At 65.8% G+C, this 17,100-nt stretch carries 20 protein-coding genes, 1 tRNA gene, 1 pseudogene and 2 riboswitches; of the genes and pseudogenes, 6 read left to right on the top strand and 16 right to left on the bottom strand.

What is annotated here, in order from left to right; translation table 11 throughout:
* Positions 1 to 96 precede the first annotated feature (96 nt).
* From gcvT to DIE22_RS21590, 3 genes are all read right to left on the bottom strand, one after another.
* Positions 97 to 1,215, bottom strand: a complete 1,119-nt coding sequence (gene gcvT / locus DIE22_RS21600; protein ID WP_124501597.1) for a glycine cleavage system aminomethyltransferase GcvT — start codon at positions 1,213 to 1,215, stop codon at positions 97 to 99.
* An 84-nt stretch (positions 1,216 to 1,299) separates the two neighbouring features.
* A riboswitch (glycine riboswitch) is annotated at positions 1,300 to 1,432 on the bottom strand.
* Positions 1,433 to 1,463: 31 nt separating this feature from the next.
* A riboswitch (glycine riboswitch) is annotated at positions 1,464 to 1,568 on the bottom strand.
* A 120-nt stretch (positions 1,569 to 1,688) separates the two neighbouring features.
* Positions 1,689 to 2,060: a hypothetical protein gene (locus DIE22_RS21595; RefSeq protein WP_124501598.1), complete on the bottom strand. Its 372-nt coding sequence runs from the start codon at positions 2,058 to 2,060 to the stop codon at positions 1,689 to 1,691.
* A 215-nt stretch (positions 2,061 to 2,275) separates the two neighbouring features.
* A complete protein-coding gene (locus tag DIE22_RS21590; protein WP_124606072.1) occupies positions 2,276 to 3,328 on the bottom strand; it encodes an oxidoreductase in 1,053 nt (350 codons plus the stop codon).
* 440 nt (positions 3,329 to 3,768) lie between these two features.
* On the opposite strand from DIE22_RS21590, the gene DIE22_RS21585 reads away from it, so the two are divergent.
* Positions 3,769 to 5,856: a UvrD-helicase domain-containing protein gene (locus tag DIE22_RS21585; RefSeq protein WP_124606071.1), complete on the top strand. Its 2,088-nt coding sequence runs from the start codon at positions 3,769 to 3,771 to the stop codon at positions 5,854 to 5,856.
* Positions 5,857 to 5,953: 97 nt separating this feature from the next.
* On the opposite strand, the gene DIE22_RS21580 is transcribed toward DIE22_RS21585, so the two are convergent.
* Positions 5,954 to 6,835, bottom strand: a complete 882-nt coding sequence (locus DIE22_RS21580; RefSeq protein WP_124606070.1) for a cytochrome c5 family protein — start codon at positions 6,833 to 6,835, stop codon at positions 5,954 to 5,956.
* A gap of 261 nt (positions 6,836 to 7,096) precedes the next feature.
* On the opposite strand from DIE22_RS21580, the gene DIE22_RS21575 reads away from it, so the two are divergent.
* Positions 7,097 to 7,172: transfer RNA gene (locus DIE22_RS21575), tRNA-Arg, on the top strand.
* Between the two features lie 65 nt (positions 7,173 to 7,237).
* On the opposite strand, the gene DIE22_RS21570 is transcribed toward DIE22_RS21575, so the two are convergent.
* The 12 genes and pseudogenes from DIE22_RS21570 to DIE22_RS21510 form a co-directional block, all read right to left on the bottom strand.
* A complete protein-coding gene (locus DIE22_RS21570; RefSeq protein WP_124606069.1) occupies positions 7,238 to 8,314 on the bottom strand; it encodes a tyrosine-type recombinase/integrase in 1,077 nt (358 codons plus the stop codon).
* A gap of 65 nt (positions 8,315 to 8,379) precedes the next feature.
* Positions 8,380 to 8,484, bottom strand: a pseudogene (locus tag DIE22_RS38925) (DNA-binding protein); the annotation flags it as partial.
* A gap of 719 nt (positions 8,485 to 9,203) precedes the next feature.
* Positions 9,204 to 11,996, bottom strand: a complete 2,793-nt coding sequence (locus tag DIE22_RS21555; RefSeq protein WP_124606067.1) for a toprim domain-containing protein — start codon at positions 11,994 to 11,996, stop codon at positions 9,204 to 9,206.
* A 2-nt stretch (positions 11,997 to 11,998) separates the two neighbouring features.
* Positions 11,999 to 12,247 carry a hypothetical protein gene (locus DIE22_RS21550; protein ID WP_124606066.1) on the bottom strand — a complete coding sequence of 83 codons (249 nt, stop codon included), beginning with the start codon at positions 12,245 to 12,247 and terminating at the stop codon, positions 11,999 to 12,001.
* Positions 12,244 to 12,606, bottom strand: a complete 363-nt coding sequence (locus DIE22_RS21545; protein ID WP_124606108.1) for a hypothetical protein — start codon at positions 12,604 to 12,606, stop codon at positions 12,244 to 12,246. The genes DIE22_RS21550 and DIE22_RS21545 overlap by 4 nt, the downstream gene beginning before the upstream one ends.
* A gap of 162 nt (positions 12,607 to 12,768) precedes the next feature.
* Entirely contained in the window at positions 12,769 to 13,155 is a 387-nt protein-coding gene (locus DIE22_RS21540; RefSeq protein ID WP_124606065.1) for a hypothetical protein, read from the bottom strand.
* Between the two features lie 4 nt (positions 13,156 to 13,159).
* Entirely contained in the window at positions 13,160 to 13,354 is a 195-nt protein-coding gene (locus DIE22_RS21535) for a hypothetical protein (RefSeq protein WP_124606064.1), read from the bottom strand.
* 43 nt (positions 13,355 to 13,397) lie between these two features.
* On the bottom strand, positions 13,398 to 13,592 hold the full coding sequence (locus DIE22_RS21530) for a hypothetical protein (protein WP_124606063.1): 195 nt from the start codon (positions 13,590 to 13,592) through the stop codon (positions 13,398 to 13,400).
* 4 nt (positions 13,593 to 13,596) lie between these two features.
* A complete protein-coding gene (locus DIE22_RS21525) occupies positions 13,597 to 13,791 on the bottom strand; it encodes a hypothetical protein (protein WP_124606062.1) in 195 nt (64 codons plus the stop codon).
* Positions 13,792 to 13,879: 88 nt separating this feature from the next.
* Positions 13,880 to 14,128 carry an ogr/Delta-like zinc finger family protein gene (locus tag DIE22_RS21520; protein ID WP_124606061.1) on the bottom strand — a complete coding sequence of 83 codons (249 nt, stop codon included), beginning with the start codon at positions 14,126 to 14,128 and terminating at the stop codon, positions 13,880 to 13,882.
* Positions 14,129 to 14,139: 11 nt separating this feature from the next.
* Positions 14,140 to 14,418, bottom strand: a complete 279-nt coding sequence (locus tag DIE22_RS21515; protein ID WP_006757082.1) for a hypothetical protein — start codon at positions 14,416 to 14,418, stop codon at positions 14,140 to 14,142.
* 3 nt (positions 14,419 to 14,421) lie between these two features.
* Entirely contained in the window at positions 14,422 to 14,658 is a 237-nt protein-coding gene (locus DIE22_RS21510; protein ID WP_185640664.1) for a hypothetical protein, read from the bottom strand.
* 82 nt (positions 14,659 to 14,740) lie between these two features.
* Between DIE22_RS21510 and DIE22_RS21505 the strand changes: the two genes are divergently transcribed.
* The 4 genes from DIE22_RS21505 to DIE22_RS21490 all read left to right on the top strand — a co-directional run.
* Positions 14,741 to 15,196 carry a helix-turn-helix domain-containing protein gene (locus DIE22_RS21505; RefSeq protein WP_124606106.1) on the top strand — a complete coding sequence of 152 codons (456 nt, stop codon included), beginning with the start codon at positions 14,741 to 14,743 and terminating at the stop codon, positions 15,194 to 15,196.
* A gap of 54 nt (positions 15,197 to 15,250) precedes the next feature.
* Positions 15,251 to 16,006, top strand: coding sequence for an alpha/beta hydrolase (locus DIE22_RS21500; RefSeq protein ID WP_124606060.1), 756 nt, complete (start codon positions 15,251 to 15,253; stop codon positions 16,004 to 16,006).
* Positions 16,007 to 16,058: 52 nt separating this feature from the next.
* On the top strand, positions 16,059 to 16,529 hold the full coding sequence (locus tag DIE22_RS21495; protein ID WP_124606059.1) for an OB-fold protein: 471 nt from the start codon (positions 16,059 to 16,061) through the stop codon (positions 16,527 to 16,529).
* 119 nt (positions 16,530 to 16,648) lie between these two features.
* Positions 16,649 to 17,100, top strand: a 452-nt coding sequence (locus DIE22_RS21490) for a transposase (protein WP_409410198.1), incomplete at its 3' end; no start/stop codon positions are given.

Below are 17,100 nucleotides of genomic sequence, written 5' to 3'. Positions count from 1 at the left end.
AGATGTGTTCGTTATGCTGGCGCGCCGCCGGGACGCGCCGGATGGGGTTGCGCCGGGCGCCATTTCCCGGCTTTCCGGGAGGCGGGCCCCCGGTCGTTACGCAGCGAGGACCTTGCCGTTGCGCACGAACGGCAGTTTTACCACGCGCGCGGGAAGTTGCTTGTCTCGAATCTGCACATGAATGGTGTCGCCGACCTGGACGGCCGCCGGCACGCGCGCGAACGCGATCGATTCCTGCATCGACGGCGAGAACGTGCCGCTCGTGATCTCGCCTTCGCCGTGCGGCGTGACGACTTTCTGGTGCGCGCGCAGCACGCCGCCCGCCTTGCCGTTTTCCTTCAGCAGGATCAGGCCGACGAACGCGGCGCGCGTGCCGTCGCGCTCGAGCGCGGCGCGGCCGACGAACTCGCGCGGCGCCGACAGGTCGACCGTCCACGCGAGGCCGGCGTCGAGCGGGGACACGGTCTCGTCCATGTCCTGGCCGTACAGGTTCATGCCGGCCTCGAGGCGCAGCGTGTCGCGGGCGCCGAGCCCGCACGGGCGCACGCCGTTTTGCTGCAGCGCGGTCCACAGCGCTTCGACGTGCACGGCCGGGACGATCACTTCGAAGCCGTCTTCGCCGGTGTAGCCGGTGCGCGCGACGGTGAGATCGCCGAACGGCGTGCCGGCGACCTGCGCGGCGTTGAACGGCTTCAGTTCGCTGGTCGCGGCGCGCGCGGCGGGCACCGTCGTCCAGACTTTTTCGCGGGCGTTCGGGCCCTGGACGGCGACGATCGCGAAATCGCGGCGCGGCGCGATGGTCAGGCCGTAGCCGCCTTGTTCGTTGAGCTGGTTGAACCACGCGATGTCCTTCTCGGCCGTGCCGGCGTTGACGACGACGCGGAAGAAGTCTTCGGTGAAGTAATAGACGATCAGGTCGTCGATGACGCCGCCCTGCGGATTGAGCAGGCACGAGTAGAGCGCCTTGCCGGGGGTCTTGAGCTTGCCGACGTGGTTCGCGATCGCGTGCTCGAAGAACGCGCGCACGCGGCTGCCGGTGAAGTCGACGACGCACATGTGCGACACGTCGAACATGCCGGCGTCGGTGCGCACGGCTTCGTGTTCTTCGATCTGCGAGCCGTAGTTGACGGGCATGTCCCAGCCGCCGAAGTCGACCATGCGGGCATTGAGCGCGCGGTGCGCGGCGTTGAGCGGGGTGTGATTCAGGGCAGTCATCGAGGCCTCAGGCAAGGCGCTTGCGCGCGGGTCAGAACGGCCATGTGCCGACCGTCGCGGCCATGGCCTGCGAAGCGATCCGGTACATGCCCCTCTGTCCTCGATACCTGAGAGATTGCGTTGCGGGCAAGGCCGGCGAACGCGCGCCCCTTCGGTGGGCAGCTTGCCCGCGCTGCATGTGCGCAACGGGCTACTGCCGCTCTCCAGAGTGCGGGGAGTGCGGCCCGCGCAATGCGCGGACGGGATTCCCCGACGCGGTCGGTCCTTTTGCCTGAGAGTTTGCGGGTGTGCCCCTTCGGCGGCGCGACCGGCGTTGCTAGCTACGCGGTCACACGCTCTCCCGACGCGTGCGGGCGACTGTACGCGAGCAGGTGGGCATTGTCAATTTGAGCAAAAGCATGTCGCTTCGCGACATGCGGCGGCGCGGGCCGCCGCCGTTTTTTGCCGGCACCGGAGCAGGCCGGCATGGCGGGTCATTGCTCGCCGATCGCGCGCGCGGCCGTGTCGAGTTCCTGGTTCAGCACGCGCTGCTCGTCGCCGGACAGGCCGCCGTTGTGCTGGGTCGACATGTCGTTCGCTTCCTGGCGGATCACGTCGAGGCGGTGGTGCAGCTGCGCGCCGTACGGCGGCGGGTAGTAGCCGCCGTTGACGCGTGCGTCGATCCGGCGGTGCAGGTTGTCGATCCGGACCTGGACCTCCTGCAGGCGGTCGTTCGCGACGACCTGCGGATTCGGTCGCGGCGGGGGCGGGGGCGCCTGCCGGACCGGCCGCTGCGGCTGCACGACACAGGCCGCGAGCGAGGAAACCAGGACGCAGCATGCCGCTGCGCGAATCAACCGTTGCATTACATTCTCCTGACGGTTTGGTGTCGGATCGACTTTTCGAGAAACGCTTCAGACCGGACGACCGCTGACTTTCGTTCCCGCACCATTTGTAACGGAATGTTCGGGAGCGTGCCGCCGGGGCGGCTGACGCATGGCCGCCGCCGGCGTGCGGCGCGGCGCGGGATGACGCGGGAGGGCGGCTGCGGCCGGATCGGCGCCGACCCGGCCGGCGGCCGTCAGACGGTGCGGCGCACGAACGGCACCCGGCGGCCTTCGTGCTCGCTCTGCGCGGCGAGCTCGATGATCGTCATCACGTCGACCGCGTCCTGCGGCGTGACCGGGAACGGCGCGCCGTCGTGGACCGACGCCGCGAGCGCGCGATAGAACTCCGCATATTGGCCGTCGAGCGTCGGCACCGGCCGCTCGAGCTCGACGTCGCCGTCGAGCGTGCGCAGCACGCCGGGCGGGTTGCCGCCGCCGAACTCGACGTGGTCCGGCGTGAGACCGGCCTTCAACTGGTCTTCCTGCGTGTCGAGCCCGAACTTCTGGTAGCTGCCGCGCGTGCCGTGCAGCGTGAAGCGCGCGGGCTCGATTGCCGACAGCGCGCTCGCGTGCAGCGCGACGTCCTTGTCCGGATAGCCGAGCAGCAGGTGCACGAAATCGGGCGCCGTGCCGTTGTCGCGGCGCGTCTTGACCGTGGCGCTGACCGTTTCCGGCAGCCCGAACAGTGCGAGCGCCTGGTCGATCAGGTGCGGGCCGAGGTCGAGCAGCAGGCCGCCGCCGCGTGCGGGCTCCTCGCGCCAGCGCATGCGCGGCGTCGGCCGGAAGCGGTCGAAGTGCGACGCGAAATAGGTGAGCCGGCCGAGTTCGCCGGATTCGACGACGCGGCGCACGGTGAGGAAGTCGCCGTCCCAGCGGCGGTTGTGGAACGGCGCGAACAGGCGGCTGCGCGCGTTCGCGAGCCGCGCGAGCGCGAGCGCTTCGTCGGCCGTGAGCGTGACGGGCTTGTCGACGACGACGTGGCGGCCGGCTTCGAGCACCTGGCGCGCGAGCGTGAAGTGCGTGTCGTTCGGCGTGGCGATCACCACGCAGTCGATGTCGTCGAGGCGGAGCATCGTATCGAGATCGGGGACGATGCGCGCGCCCGGATACGCGGCGCGTGCGCGATCGGGCTGCCCGGTCGCGATCGCGGCGACCTCGGTGCGGCCGCTCGTGGCGATCACGGGCGCGTGGAACGTCGCGCCGGCGAAACCGAAACCCATCAAACCAATCCTGAGCAATGACGACATGGCAATCCCTGGCTGCGAACGAAACGAAAGGATGGCGCGCCGTGGAGGCGCGAGGACGACCGGCTATTTTGGCATGGCGCGGCGGCCCGCACCGACGCGTTCGGCAAAACGCACGGCAGGGTGCGGCGCACGCGCGGCCGTGGCCGGCGTTTGGCGCGGCACGGGAGCGCACTGCGCGCGGCCGGCCGTGGGACCGGTGCTGCCGCGCCGACGTGCGTCCATTGTGGCCGATCGGGCCGTGGATGGGGCCGGATTGGCCGATCGGGCAGGGCGCGAAACGGCCAGCCTGCCCGCGCGGCCCCGTCCGGCGGGGCTCGCGAAAAGCGCGCCGCCGACGTGTTAACATGCGCGTCCTGCCCGCGTGTCCGCCTGCATTCCAGGCCTGCCGCGCGCGGCATCCTCCCGGCGTTCCGCCGTCAACCGCAACATCATCCGCCATCATGTCCGCAGGCCTCAACCCCGCTCAGAACGAAGCGGTGCGCTACCTCGACGGTCCCTGCCTCGTGCTCGCCGGCGCGGGCAGCGGCAAGACCCGCGTGATCACGCAGAAGATCGCGCACCTGATCGAAGCGAAAGGCTTCGAGCCGCGCCACATCGCGGCCGTCACGTTCACGAACAAGGCCGCCGCCGAAATGCGCGAGCGCGTGTCGAAGCTGCTGGAGGGCAAGACGCTCACCACGCCCGGCAAGGAAGGCCGCAAGGTGCCCGTCAACCAGCTCACCGTGTGCACGTTTCACTCGCTCGGCGTGCAGATCCTGCGCCAGGAAGCCGAGCACGTCGGCCTGAAGCCGCAGTTCTCGATCATGGATTCGGACGACTGCTTCGGGATGATCCAGGAGCAGATCGGCACCACCGACAAGGGCCTGATCCGCAAGATCCAGAGCACCATTTCGCTGTGGAAGAACGGCCTGATCATGCCCGAGGAGGCGATGACGATCGCGGCCAACGAGGACGAGCACCAGGCCGCGCTGGTCTACCGCAACTACGTCGCGACGCTGCATGCGTACCAGGCGGTCGATTTCGACGACCTGATCCGCCTGCCGGCCGAGCTGTTCGCGAAGAACGAGCCGGTGCGCGACCGCTGGCAGAACAAGCTGCGCTACCTGCTGATCGACGAATACCAGGACACGAACGCGTGCCAGTACGAGCTGCTGAAGCTGCTCGCCGGCCCGCGCGCCGCGTTCACGGCGGTGGGCGACGACGACCAGGCGATCTACGGCTGGCGCGGCGCGACGCTCGAGAACCTCGCGCAGCTCGGCAAGGATTTCCCCAGGCTGCACCTGGTCAAGCTCGAGCAGAACTACCGGTCGACGGTACGGATCCTGACTGCCGCGAACAACGTGATCGCGAACAACCCGAAGCTGTTCGAGAAGAAGCTGTGGTCCGAGCACGGGATGGGCGATTCGATCACCGTCACGCCGTGCAACGACGAGGAGCATGAAGCCGAATCGGTCGTGTTCCGGCTGTCCGCGCACAAGTTCGAGCGGCGCGCGCAATTCCGCGACTACGCGATCCTGTACCGCGGCAACTTCCAGGCGCGGATCTTCGAGCAGGTGCTGCGGCGCGAGCGGATCCCGTACGTGCTGTCGGGCGGCCAGTCTTTCTTCGACAAGGCCGAGATCAAGGATCTGTGCGCGTACCTGCGCCTGATCGCGAACGCCGACGACGATCCCGCGTTCATCCGCGCGGTCACGACGCCGCGCCGCGGGATCGGCAACACGACGCTCGAGGCGCTCGGCTCGTTCGCGGGCCAGGCGAAGGTGTCGCTGTTCGAGGCCGTGTACATGGGCGGGATCGAGGCGCGGCTGTCCGCGCGGCAGGTCGAGCCGCTCAGGATGTTCTGCGACTTCATCCAGCGCCTGACCGATCGCGCGGACAAGGAGCCCGCGACCGTCGTGCTCGACGACATGATGGAGGCCATCCATTACGAGGCCTACCTGTACGACGCGTTCGACGAGCGGCAGGCGCAGTCGAAGTGGCAGAACGTGCTCGAATTCCTCGAATGGCTGAAGCGCAAGGGCACCAAGCCCGAGACGGAAGCCGTCGACGGCGAGGCGGAAGGGTTCCACAACGCGGACGGCCTGGCCGATACCGGCAAGAACCTGCTCGGCCTGATCCAGACCGTCGCGCTGATGTCGATGCTCGAAGGCAAGGACGAGGATCCGGATGCCGTGCGGCTGTCGACCGTCCATGCGTCGAAGGGGCTCGAGTATCCGCACGTGTTCCTGGTCGGCGTCGAGGAGGGCATCATGCCGCACCGCGGCGGCAGCGAGGACGACGGCCCGATCGACAGCGAGCGGATCGAGGAGGAGCGCCGGCTGATGTACGTCGCGATCACGCGTGCGCAGCGCAGCCTGCACCTGAACTGGTGCAAGAAGCGCAAGCGGGCGCGCGAGACGGTCGTGTGCGAGCCGTCGCGCTTCATCCCGGAGATGGGGCTCGACGAAGCGCCGCCGCCGACGCCGGAGGAGGCGCCGATGACGCCGAAGGACCGCCTCGCGAGCCTGAAGGCGTTGTTGCAGAAGTGATGCGGCGCGTTTCGGCGCGCTGACGCCCGGGCGATCCGGATAAACGAAACCCCCGCGATGCGCGAGCACCGCGGGGGTTTTTCCTGGCCGGCTGGCGTTACTTCGCCGCGTTGACCATGTAGTCGACGGCCGCCTTCACGTCGGCGTCGGACGCGCTGGCCCCGCCCTTCGGCGGCATCGCGCCCTTGCCGTGCAGCGCGTAGTTGTAGACCGTATCCATCGATTCCTTCAGGCGCGGCGCCCAGTCCTCCTTGCTGCCGAACTTCGGCGCGCCGAGCACGCCGGCCGCGTGACACGCCTGGCACACCTGCGTGTACAGCGCCTTGCCGGCCGACGCGGCGTCGGCGCTGGTCGGCGCGGCCGCGGGCTTTTCGCCGGCCTTCGGAATCGCGGCGATCGCGGCCATCGCGGCGGCGGCCTGCGCGTTCGATGCGTCGGCGCCCGCCGCGCCGCTCGCTGCCGGCGCCGCGTTGGCGGCCGGAGCAGCCGGTTCGGGGAAGTTCGCGCCGTCGTTGTTCGCCAGGTAGACGATCGCGCGCGCGATTTCATAGTCGCTGACGTCGTCGGGGCTCGTGCCGCCGCGCGGCGGCATCGCGCCCTTGCCCGACAGCGCCGTCTTCAGCAGCGTGTCGAAGCCCTGCGAGATGCGCGGCGCCCAGTCGTCCTTGTTGCCGAACTTCGGCGCGCCCGCGGCGCCCGTGCCGTGACAGGTCACGCACACGGCCTTGTAGACTTCCTCGCCGGTCTTGTACGTGCGGGGCGCATTGGCGTCTTTCACGTCGACCTTCGCGATCGGTGCGATGCGCGCGGCGACCTGTTCGTCGGATAGCGCGTCCGTGCCCGCGCCCGAACGGAACGCGTGGTTGGCATAGGTGGCAAACAGGACGATCAGGGCGATCGGAATCGCGAATGATGCGATGACGACGGCAATCAGCTGCCCGGGGGTTTTGACGGGAGATTCGTGGGGTGCTTCGCTCATGCTTGCCTCGTCTCCGTGAATAGGAATTGTGAGCGCGGTGCAACGGCAAAATGGCAGTCCAATGAAGCACGGACGATTATAGACGGAACGTTTACATCACGGCGAGCGGCGCGAGGGCGCGTGTTTACCCGCACGAATGGGGGCCTGACGGGGATTCGGCGGGCAAGGTGGACGCGTCATGGGAAACCGGGTATCCTTGCCGTCTTGCCAATGGTGGGCGGCCGGTTTGTTGGGGTCGTTTCACTGTCGTCAGTGTCACACGCGCCCGTAGCTCAATGGATAGAGTACTGCCCTCCGAAGGCAGGGGTTGCTGGTTCGATCCCAGCCGGGCGCGCCAAGCCTAGTAAGGCTTCCAGCGGTTTCGCTACTTCATCGTTTTCTCCCACTTCAGTGAAATTACAGTCAGCCGGCGACGACGTGCAGCTCGGCGGCCTGCGTGTGCGACTGCACCCACTGCGTCAGGTGGTCCGCTGACAGGTGTGCGTAGCGCTGCACCATCTCCAGCGTTTCCCATCCGCCCAGCTCCTTCAACACCTGCAACGGCGTGCCGCGCTGCACGTGCCAGCTCGCCCAGGTGTGGCGCAGATCGTGCCAGCGGAAGTCGCTGATGCCGGCGCGCTTCAGCGCCTTGCGCCAGGCTTCGGTCACGGTCTGATAGACCGGCCGGCCGTGGTACACGAACACGTTGTCGACGCATTCGGGCGCGCGCTTCTTCGCCCGCTGGCGCAGCAGCACCGCGATCGCCGTATCGGACAGCGGCACCGTGATCGCCTTCTTCGCCTTCGCCTGGTCCGGATGAATCCAGGCGACGCGCCGCACGATGTCGACCTGCGACCACTGCAGCCCGGTCACGTTCGAGCGGCGCAGCCCTGTCTCGAGCGCAAAGCGCGCCATTTCGGCCAGGTGGTCGGGCAGCTCGGCGATCAACCGTTCGGCCTGCGGCTGCGTGAGCCAGCGAATCCGCTTCTGCACGACCTTCGCGCGCTTCGTGACCGGCACGCGGTCCAGCCATTCCCACTCGACCGCCGCATTTAGTACGGCCTTCAGCACACCGATCACGCGCGTCACGGTGCCGGCGCTGACGTACTGGTCGGTGGTCACGATCCCGGCCTTCGTGTGGATGATCTTCGGCTCCCTCCGTTTGGCGAGTGCGATCGCGTCGATGCGGTTGCGGTCGATGTCGACCAGGGCGACGCCCGACAGGTGCTGATCGAGCCAGCGCAGATGCGTCTTCGATGTATCCAGGCTCGACAGCCCTTCGCGGTCGCTGACATAGCGCACGACGGCGTCGTTCCAGGTGTAGCGGGGCTTGTGGCCGAGCCGCGCCTGGTTCCACAGATCGACTTTCAGCCGATCGTGCAGCTCTTCCGCCTGGGCTTTGTTGCTGGTGCCAGTGCTGCCTTGTACGACCGGACCACCGCCAGGCGGGGTGAGGCGGTAATACCAGTTGGGACTGTTACTGCGTTTATAGAGCGACATGATTCCAATTTCTCCTGCGGGTCGCCCTGCACAACTCGCGGAATCCATTCTCCGGCGAGGTAGCGCTGCAGGGCAACCGTCAAAAACATCCAGCGCTTGCCGACCTTCCGACCAGGCAGCGCGCCGGCCTTGGCTTTCAGGCGCACCGTTTCAGGGTGCGCGCCGAGCATTGCCGCAGCGCCGAGCAGGTCGACGGTGCTTGCCGACACGGCGCCCGCGCCACTCGTGGGGGAGGCATACGCAGCGCAAATCGGGGATTGGGGGTTTTGGCGAAATTCGGTCATAACCAATTGATTTTATTGGGCATTTATTGCCCCTATTTGCCCCCAAATACGCGGGGCATGCCGTCTTAACTCGGGGCCTAAAAAATAGGCAGCGTCCGGAATTGAGGGCAAAACGGGCATGACTCGGGGCGTTGCATTCGGGTTGATTCCTTGCCTTTCTTCGTATTCTTTCTTCTTCTTTTTCAATGAATTAGAGAGAGAAGAGAAAGGGGCGACGGCGGCCGGCGCCAAAATCGGACTAGGGGCAAAACCGGCATGAATGGGGGCAAAAGCGATGCGACACGGGGCGGGTGTCTTCTCAACAATCAATGACTTACGAGCAAAGACGCCCCAAAACCCCGAGTTTTCTGCGCTGCCTGCCCGTTCCCTGTGGAAAAACCGGTCCGTGCGGCCCCCCTCCCTCAAGGCCAGCGCAGTTGCCCGGCCGTTTCGACTCGCGGGGGGTACGGGGGGAAGCGGACAGCACGGCGGCCGCGTGACGGCGTGCGCCGATTGCTGCGCGCATCGGCGCACGCACCGGAAACCCGAATACAGGGCCGCTACGCGGCCAGAAAGGATGAGGGAAGGGGTACGGCCGCACGGCGGCCGCATCGGCTGAGAGGGCGTCACGCTGCGGCCCCCTGCAATGCATCGGTCGCCAAGTCTTCGCGGATGGACACGTGCAGGCCAAACGCGGCCAGACGGTCGACGGAGATCGGCGTGAGGTAGCGCACGCGACGCGTGTAGATCCGGCGCTCGACTTCCTTGTCGCCGACGATGACGCCGGCGTGCTTGAGCTGCGCCTTGAACACGCGATCGGATTTCACGGGCAGGCCGTTCCATTTGTCGCGCAGTGCGCTCGTGTGCGCCAGGTGGTCCATGACGTGGCCGGTATTCAGCAGCAGGCAGAACTCGCCGTCGACAGTGTCGAAGGTGAACGGGTGCTTGTAGTTGCCGCAGTCCATTTCCGACATCGCGGTTTCCATGATCCAGACCCACGGCTCACGATCGGAACTGGTCTCGGAGATGTGGCCGTTCATTTCGGTGAGCAGGTCGCGCGGGAAGTCCCCTTCGCTCGGGTCCATGCCGGCGAACTCGCACAGGTAGCGCCAGGCGAGCGCGATGGCCGCATAGTTGCCGGCCATCCGCTTCGCGCCGTCGTCCTCGCCGCTCGCGCGGCAGTTGGCCAGGGCCTTGTCGCGCAGCGTCGCGTACTGGTCGGCTACGGCGCGCTTGTCCAGGCCGGCGAGGAATTCGAGCCACTGCCGAACGGGGAAGCGCGGCAGATCATCGGGCATCAGCGGGCCGCGCTTGCCGGTCAGCGTCGTGCGCACGAGCTTGCCGAGCAGGCTGCGCACGGGCACGTCCTCGCCGGCGAGCATCACGGGCGCGCACAACAGGTATTCCGTCATGTCGGTGCCGCGACGTGTCACGGTGTACTGGTAGTTCTCCTGCAGCAGGCCGACTGCCTTGTCGATCACGTCCTGCCGGCGCGCGGACAGCTCTTCCCATCCGACCGGGTGGCTCGTGTGGCTGATGCTGGTCAGCAGGCGGAACTCGGTCTGCAGCGACTGCCCGGAGAACATCGTGAACGCGAGCGAGCGCTCGAGGCGCTTGATGAGTGTCGACTTACCCGCGCCCTTGTTCGCCTGAATCGTAATGTGCGGCCAGAAACCGAGCAGCGCCTTCAGGTGGCCGCCGAGCGCCCACACGAGCGGGATCGTCGCGGCGTTCTGTTTGAACGTCGCCTGGTACGCGGTGATGACGCGGCGCGCGTCGCTGGCCGGGCCGGTCGGGAAGGTCAGGTTGTGATACGGGCACTGCTTGTCGGCTTCGGTGAAGTAGCAGTCCGGGCCTTCGTTGACGATCAGGCGGCCGTCGCGCCAGGCGAGGCCGACGAAGTTGGCTGCCTGACGGGCGCCGAGGTCGGCGCCGCGCTCGAGGATGTTGACCATCCGCTTGAATGGCGCCGGCGCCCAGATCGGGCCGAACTTGCCCCACTGGTCGACGTTGTGGAGCTGGTCGTCGAGCATCACGCGGCGCACGAGCTGCGCGCCGTGGCGCGGCGCCTGGACGGACACGGCGAAATAGACGGTGGGCGCCTGGTCGGCGTCGCCCGTCATGGTCGACGTCGCGCTCGCGACGGACACGCGGCTGATGCCGGCAATGCGGAAGCCGCACAGGTCCGTCACGACGGGCGTTTCGACGCCGGATTCCTCGTTGCGGTCCATCTTCGTGATGTAGCTGGTGAAGTCCGGCCGGACGCGGAATCGCCAGTACTGCGCGAAGTCGTGCGACGGCAGGAAAATGCGCGGCCGGCCGCGTCGCGTGGCGTCGCCCGGCATGCCGGCGATGAGCCACGGCTCGAGCTGCTCGAGCGCGTGTTGCAGCCCGGCCGCGCCGCGCATCTGCAGGTAGTCGTTCACGTCGTTGATGGGCTTGGCGGTCTTCTCGCCGTCCGCGAGGTCGGCGAGCCAGCCGGCCTGGTCGACGAGCATGGCGCTGATGTTCAGCGCCGTGAGCCGTTCGTAAAGCGCCCACGCAGCCTCTGGCCCAGGGCGGCGGCCGGCGCGCGGGTGGCCGTCCGCGAATGGTTCGTCGTTGTCCAGGCAGATTACGACCTGCTTGCCGCGCAAGAACGCGAAGTCGATGCCGTCGACGTTCGCCAGACCGCGCAGCGCGAGTGCGGCCGTGCCAAGCAGCGCACAGGTGTCGATCGACAGCGCATTGATCGCGCTTTCGACGATGAACACGCGCTTCGCTTTGTCAAGCCGGCGAGGGTCCGCGGTCCAGCCGTAGCCGGCCTTGTCGCCCTGGGTTTGCGTCTTGACGCTGCCGTTGAGCGCCGGATCGATATAGCGCATGTCGACGGCGACGACGCGACCGTCGCCGGCCCCGCGCACGATGAACGCAACGGCCGGGCCGGCGTGGCCGACTTCGCCGGCGGCGACCTTCGAGCTGGTCCACGTGTTGAAGCCTAGCGAGCGCGCGGCGATCGCCGCGTCGATCGCGCTGGCGGAAATGCCACGACCGGTAAGGTATTCGCGCACCTGGTCGCGTTCGGCGAAGCACCGATCGGCGATGTATTCGACGGTCGTTTTCTCGCGGCGCTCGGCCGGCGCCGGACGGTCGAGCGGAATGCCGTACGCGTCGTGCAGGTAGCGCACCGCGTCGGCGACGGAGCCGCCGCGCACGTGAATGACCAGGTCGATGCACGAGCCACCGACGTCGGCGCTGTGGTCGCGCCAGCCGGTGCCGTGCTTCGGATGGTTCACGTAGATCGACAGAGACGGGCTCTTGTCGTCGTGCTGCGGCGAGTGGTAGAGCGCCTTGTCGCCGCCGCGACCGCGCTTCATGCCGAGGCGGTCGGCGAGGTCGTGCAGGTCGATGCGTTGTTTCAGTTCGTCGATCGAGGCCATCGTTATTGCTGTTGATGCAGAGAGAGGGCGGCAGGATTGCCGGGTGTCGCGGGGCTGTCGACGAGCGCGCGGAGCGCGCCGGCCGACGCGGGGAAGGCCAGCGCCAGGCGATCGCCGAGGACACTGACGAACAGCGCGAGCACCGCGACGCGCTGCAGGCCGCCGGGCCCGTGGTCGAAGCGCAGGACGTCGGCGGCTGCCGCGATGGAAGCCGCGAGCGCGGCATCGTGAGGGGTGGTCGTGTGCGTCATGCTGCTGCACCTCCGAGGATGTCGTTGCGGTTCTGTTGCAGGCGTTGAACGGCGTGCTGCAGCTCGTAGCGCGAGGTCGTCGCCTGGTCGAGCGTGGCGCGCAGGCGGTCGCGGTTGCGATCGACATTCGACGTCGCCCTCGCGAGTGCGGCGGTACGCGTTGCGCCGTGGCCGATCCGGATGCCCGAGGCCAGGTGCGTGACGATCCACTTTTCGGGGTGGCCGTCGCGTACGTGCGGCTCGGCATGGATACCGAACGCGGCGCCGGCGTCGTTCGGAATGACGACGTGATCGCCGGCGACGGTGCGCAGGCCGGCCGAAGTCAGCAGCTCGTAACGGATGGTGGGTTCGTGCGCCATGTTCACCACTCCCCGGCCAGGCCGCCGAGTTCGTCCAGGAGCTCCCCGATTCGGCGCCGGAGCAGGACGCGTCCCCACGTACCCAATTCCGCTGCTCGCCACTCAGCGATCATTTCGAGCATGATTTCCCGGGTGTAGCTGTTCCATGCTTTTGACATCGCGTCACCCCTGCTTGTCTGCGAGCAGCGCATCGACGATCTCGCGCGCCAGAGATACCGAAGCGCGGGCGCGGGGATTCTCGAGCTCGAGCACGTCCGCGTTCGGGTTGGCGAGCTCGAATCCGTGGTGCGACATGAGCTTCGCGACGATGACGCGCACGCATTGCTCGCGGTCGAGCTTCGGCAGGAACGGATTGAAGCGTCGCACCGCGATCCAGAATGCACGGGCCGCTTCATCGACCGTCATGCGATCGGCGACAGTGATACGGCCGTCGGCGTGGAGGATGACGTCCGGGTCGGACCAAGTTGAATTGGCAGTGGCGCAGAAGTACATATCGCGCGGCATGTTGGTGGCGTTGAAGGCCAGGATTTCGAATTCTTGTGCGTCCATGTCATCAACCCCGCGGCGGAACGGTGACGGCGAGCACCGCGACCAGGACGATCATCGCGACGACGCCGATCGCGAAAGCGATCGCGCGGACGTTCCGAACGTCGAACAGGCGCAGCACGTCGGCGCTAAGGCTGTAGGCGCCGGTGAGGGAGAGGGAAAGCATCAGCAGCACGCCGATGCTGAAAACGTAGGGCTTCATGGTGTGGTTCCAGGTGAGTGCGCCGGCGGCCGGCGCGGATCGGTCAGTCGAAGTCGTTTGCGGCACGGCGCTTCCCATCGATTGACGGGGGCTCGGGGGCGGCTTTCCGGTTCAGCCAAGTGCGCGCCGCGTTTTTGAAGACGATGCGGGTGGCTGGGGGAGCGTTGTCGAAGTCGCCGACTATGCGCAAGCCTTCCCAGGCTTCGCGAAGCTCGACGTCGGTGAGGGGCGCGCGCATCGTGTCAGTGCATCCAGTCGAGCACCGGCGTACCGCGTGCGAGGTCCCACGACACGACGAAACCCAGGGCACGGGCAGAGGCGACGAACACGTCGACGCGCACGTCGGCGGCAGAGATCTTCGTGAGGTAGGCGACGCGTTCGTCGTAGGACAGCGATTCAGCGAGCGCGGCGATCGGAGCGGGAGTTAGCGTTTGCATACGGCCTCCAAGAAATTTCAGGCAAAAGGAGTCCCTCACGCCCGCAGAGCGGGCGCGATGGGTGTTCAGCGAAAAAGCGGGCTAGGGTTTAGGCGTCGATCAGCGGGAGCTGACGCGAATCGGTCGGGAGCCGATCAACTTTGCCGATCGGCACGTAGACGTGCGGATTCGGGTTGAGGCTTGGCGCGATCGTGTGGACGGTCGCGACGTGAATCTTGTAGGTCGTCGCGCATTCGATGTTGGTGCACTGGCAGTACGCCTCGCGAACGAGAGCGGACAGGGTGCGGCTGGTTCGAATGACGGCGCGGCTGCCGCAGTGATGGCACTTCAATTTCATTCCGGATGCTCCTACGGGCGGCTGCATTCGCCGCGACCTTGACGCGCGCATTGGCAGAACATGCCGACTTCACCCAAGGTCGCGACAGCGTCGAGATATTTGCGGGTCACGCACACGAAGCCCACCGCCGCAACAAGTGTGTCAATCTTGTCGATGACGATGCCCTTGCCACCGCTCAAGAAGCGACTGACTTCGGAGTCGTCCCATCCGAGCGCTGTTTGTACTTCGTGACGTTTGGGACCATGCAGCGCATGGCGTAACGCGGGTTCGATGAGGGCGGGCGGTTGCATGACTCAACGCCCGGCAAAAGAACTTGAGTGCGGTTGAGTGGCCGAGCCGGTAACTTTGGCCCGGTACCGCTCAACACCCTCGAGGTAAATCAGGCGGGCGACGCTCGATGTGGAGCGGTTCAGGAACGCGGACAGTTCCTCAAGCGCGCGGCGCTCGTCCGGCATCAGTCGCATGTAGACGGGCTTGCTGGATAACACGCCGCGCGGCGAGCGTGTAACGGGAGCTTTCTTACGAAGCATGGCGGTATACTTCCCTTCGTTAACCTTGCACAACACAGATAATACACACCGTTCGGTGTGTATGCAACATAAAACAAACCGAATGGTAAATATTGGCGATCGATTGCGCGATGAGCGGAAGCGCACCTCTCTATCGCAGCGCGCGTTTGCTGAACGCGGCGGCGTGACGGAGAAAACTCAGGTCCTTTATGAAAAAGGGGAGCGAGCACCTGATGCGGTGTATCTGGCGCAGATCGCTGCTGCTGGTGTCGATGTGCTCTACGTCCTTACGGGGCAACGAAACACGACTGAGCTGTCGGGTGATGAGGAAGTGTTGGTGGCAGGTTATCGCTCGCTCGACCCGAAGGGCCGAGCCGGCGTGCTTGGGATGATCGGAGGAATGACGCAGACACCTACCGCACCAAAGTCCACGAAAACCACGACGGTTCATCAGAATTTCGAAGGCGCCAACGTCGGTCAGCACGTTACCGGTGATGTGACGGCCCCTTTCTCAATCAACATGGGTGGTACAGGACGAAAGAAGAAGCGGGAAAGCTGACCACAGCGAAAGAGCACTAAACGGCAAGGCCAGCCGTAGGAGAAAAAGAAGTCAATGAATCAGAAGTTCAGTGGTGATGTCGGGCAAGTTGCCGGCGGGGATGTGAAGAGCAACAGCGCACAGGCGAACGTCAATTTTCACTTCCACAGTGAGAAGCAGGTTCCGGTCGTGACGAAGTTCATTAGCGATAGGCAGCGCAACGCGATCGCGCGCAAGGCGTTCGAGATCGAGGAGAAAACCGGCACGGATAAGCTGATGGTGTACCGTCGGCTCATGACGGTGTTCGACTTCGAGCGAATGGACGAGATGCCGCGCAATGTGTATGAGCGTGCGATCAAGTACCTCAATGGCTGGATACGGAACGGCACGCTCGCACAGACGCCAACCGCGCCAGCACAACAGGAAGCCAAAGAGCCGGAACCCGCCGCGCCGCAGCCGGTGGCGCCGAGCGATTTGCCGGCTGAGAACCCTGTACCGCCGGCCGTTACAGCGACGACACCGGAGCCCGCCCCCTCGCCCTCACCAGTGCCCGCGCCCACACCGGTGCATCAACAGAGCAAGCGATCGCCCTGGCTCGCGGTGGCGGTCGCGGCGACTGCAGCGGGAGCCATTGCTGTGGCGCTGTATGTTGTAACGCACCGCTCTGATGCTCCCGCACAAGCACCGGCAACAGAACCGCCAGGTCATTGCGAGTACGGCGGCGATCGCTATTCGCCAGGCAGTGTTGTCATGCAGGCAGGTGTTCGCCGACAGTGTGTCGCCGTCGACGGCGGCGCAGCATGGCAGAAAGCTGACGCAGCTCGTCGCTGACCTCCTATACCAATTTCCAACAGGCGCAACGCGCTACCTATCCGAGGGACCTATGAAGAAATTGCTCAAAGTGCTTGGCATCGTTGTCGGTGTTGTTTTCGCTATTGGGATCGTGGGAGCCATCTTTGGCGAGAAGCCCGCAACAGGAACATCAACCGCGTCGAACTCAACGACCGTGACGAACTCGGGAAGCGAGGCTGCCAAGCCGGTTGAGAAAGTCAGTGTAACGGCCGGTGCGCTTTTCACTGCATACGAAAAAAACGAAGTCGCCGCAGACCAAAAATACAAGGGCAAGGCCCTGTCGGTGAGCGGAACGATTCAGAGCATCGACAAGGATGCGTTCGACAATATCGTGGTGAAGCTTCGGTCCAGTAACGAATTCATGCCCGTCAACGCGTACCTGAGCAAAGAACACGAAGCACTTGCGGCGTCGCTCGAGAAAGGCAAGAAGGTGACGTGGACTTGCGAAGGTGACGGTCGGCTGATCGGTAGCCCGATGCTGCGCGATTGCACGCCGGCGTAACAGTCGATGCACGAATGAACTGAAGCCCGCGATTGCGGGCTTTTTTGATGCGACGGTCAAACGGGACCTATCCGTGATTTCGTGGGCGAGGCATATCATGAGGTGTAAAAGTCATGGATATGCCGATGAAGAAGAAAAGGCAAACTGTAGCGCGTCAGGCAGCGGCCCGCGGGCCGCTGCCTGAACTGCCCAAGGAATTGCTGGACCAGTTGGTCAAGGGGCCGATGACGCCGGCCGAGGTCCAGGATCTGATGCTGGCGTTCAACAAGGCAATCATCGAGCGCGCGATGGGCGCTGAGATGAACCTGCATCTGGGCTACCCGTCGGGTCAGCCCAAGCCGCCCGGTCAGGTCAACGAGCGCAACGGCGCCAGCGGCAAGACGGTCATCACCGATCGTGGTCCGGTCCGGGTCGACGTCCCCCGCGACCGTGACGGCAGCTTCGAGCCGATCCTGATTCCCAAGCACGAGCGCCGTTTCACCGGCTTCGACGAACGCATCATCGCGATGTACGCCCGCGGCATGAGCGTGCGCGAGATTCAGGGATTTCTGGCCGAGCACTACGGCACCGA

It is taken from the genome of Burkholderia sp. Bp9142, from assembly GCF_003853415.1.
Lineage (GTDB): Bacteria > Pseudomonadota > Gammaproteobacteria > Burkholderiales > Burkholderiaceae > Burkholderia.
Note: the sequence above shows the minus strand (reverse complement) of the source record. Positions and strands in the feature narration are given on the sequence as shown.

What these genes read in the sequence shown, in the direction of transcription:
- gcvT (WP_124501597.1), bottom strand. Translation starts at nt 1,215, where the DNA reads ATGACTGCCCTGAATCACACCCCGCTCAACGCCGCGCACCGCGCGCTC.
- DIE22_RS21595 (WP_124501598.1), bottom strand. Translation starts at nt 2,060, where the DNA reads ATGCAACGGTTGATTCGCGCAGCGGCATGCTGCGTCCTGGTTTCCTCG.
- DIE22_RS21590 (WP_124606072.1), bottom strand. Translation starts at nt 3,328, where the DNA reads ATGTCGTCATTGCTCAGGATTGGTTTGATGGGTTTCGGTTTCGCCGGC.
- DIE22_RS21585 (WP_124606071.1), top strand. Translation starts at nt 3,769, where the DNA reads ATGTCCGCAGGCCTCAACCCCGCTCAGAACGAAGCGGTGCGCTACCTC.
- DIE22_RS21580 (WP_124606070.1), bottom strand. Translation starts at nt 6,835, where the DNA reads ATGAGCGAAGCACCCCACGAATCTCCCGTCAAAACCCCCGGGCAGCTG.
- DIE22_RS21570 (WP_124606069.1), bottom strand. Translation starts at nt 8,314, where the DNA reads ATGTCGCTCTATAAACGCAGTAACAGTCCCAACTGGTATTACCGCCTC.
- DIE22_RS21555 (WP_124606067.1), bottom strand. Translation starts at nt 11,996, where the DNA reads ATGGCCTCGATCGACGAACTGAAACAACGCATCGACCTGCACGACCTC.
- DIE22_RS21550 (WP_124606066.1), bottom strand. Translation starts at nt 12,247, where the DNA reads ATGACGCACACGACCACCCCTCACGATGCCGCGCTCGCGGCTTCCATC.
- DIE22_RS21545 (WP_124606108.1), bottom strand. Translation starts at nt 12,606, where the DNA reads ATGGCGCACGAACCCACCATCCGTTACGAGCTGCTGACTTCGGCCGGC.
- DIE22_RS21540 (WP_124606065.1), bottom strand. Translation starts at nt 13,155, where the DNA reads ATGGACGCACAAGAATTCGAAATCCTGGCCTTCAACGCCACCAACATG.
- DIE22_RS21535 (WP_124606064.1), bottom strand. Translation starts at nt 13,354, where the DNA reads ATGAAGCCCTACGTTTTCAGCATCGGCGTGCTGCTGATGCTTTCCCTC.
- DIE22_RS21530 (WP_124606063.1), bottom strand. Translation starts at nt 13,592, where the DNA reads ATGCGCGCGCCCCTCACCGACGTCGAGCTTCGCGAAGCCTGGGAAGGC.
- DIE22_RS21525 (WP_124606062.1), bottom strand. Translation starts at nt 13,791, where the DNA reads ATGCAAACGCTAACTCCCGCTCCGATCGCCGCGCTCGCTGAATCGCTG.
- DIE22_RS21520 (WP_124606061.1), bottom strand. Translation starts at nt 14,128, where the DNA reads ATGAAATTGAAGTGCCATCACTGCGGCAGCCGCGCCGTCATTCGAACC.
- DIE22_RS21515 (WP_006757082.1), bottom strand. Translation starts at nt 14,418, where the DNA reads ATGCAACCGCCCGCCCTCATCGAACCCGCGTTACGCCATGCGCTGCAT.
- DIE22_RS21510 (WP_185640664.1), bottom strand. Translation starts at nt 14,658, where the DNA reads ATGCTTCGTAAGAAAGCTCCCGTTACACGCTCGCCGCGCGGCGTGTTA.
- DIE22_RS21505 (WP_124606106.1), top strand. Translation starts at nt 14,741, where the DNA reads ATGGTAAATATTGGCGATCGATTGCGCGATGAGCGGAAGCGCACCTCT.
- DIE22_RS21500 (WP_124606060.1), top strand. Translation starts at nt 15,251, where the DNA reads ATGAATCAGAAGTTCAGTGGTGATGTCGGGCAAGTTGCCGGCGGGGAT.
- DIE22_RS21495 (WP_124606059.1), top strand. Translation starts at nt 16,059, where the DNA reads ATGAAGAAATTGCTCAAAGTGCTTGGCATCGTTGTCGGTGTTGTTTTC.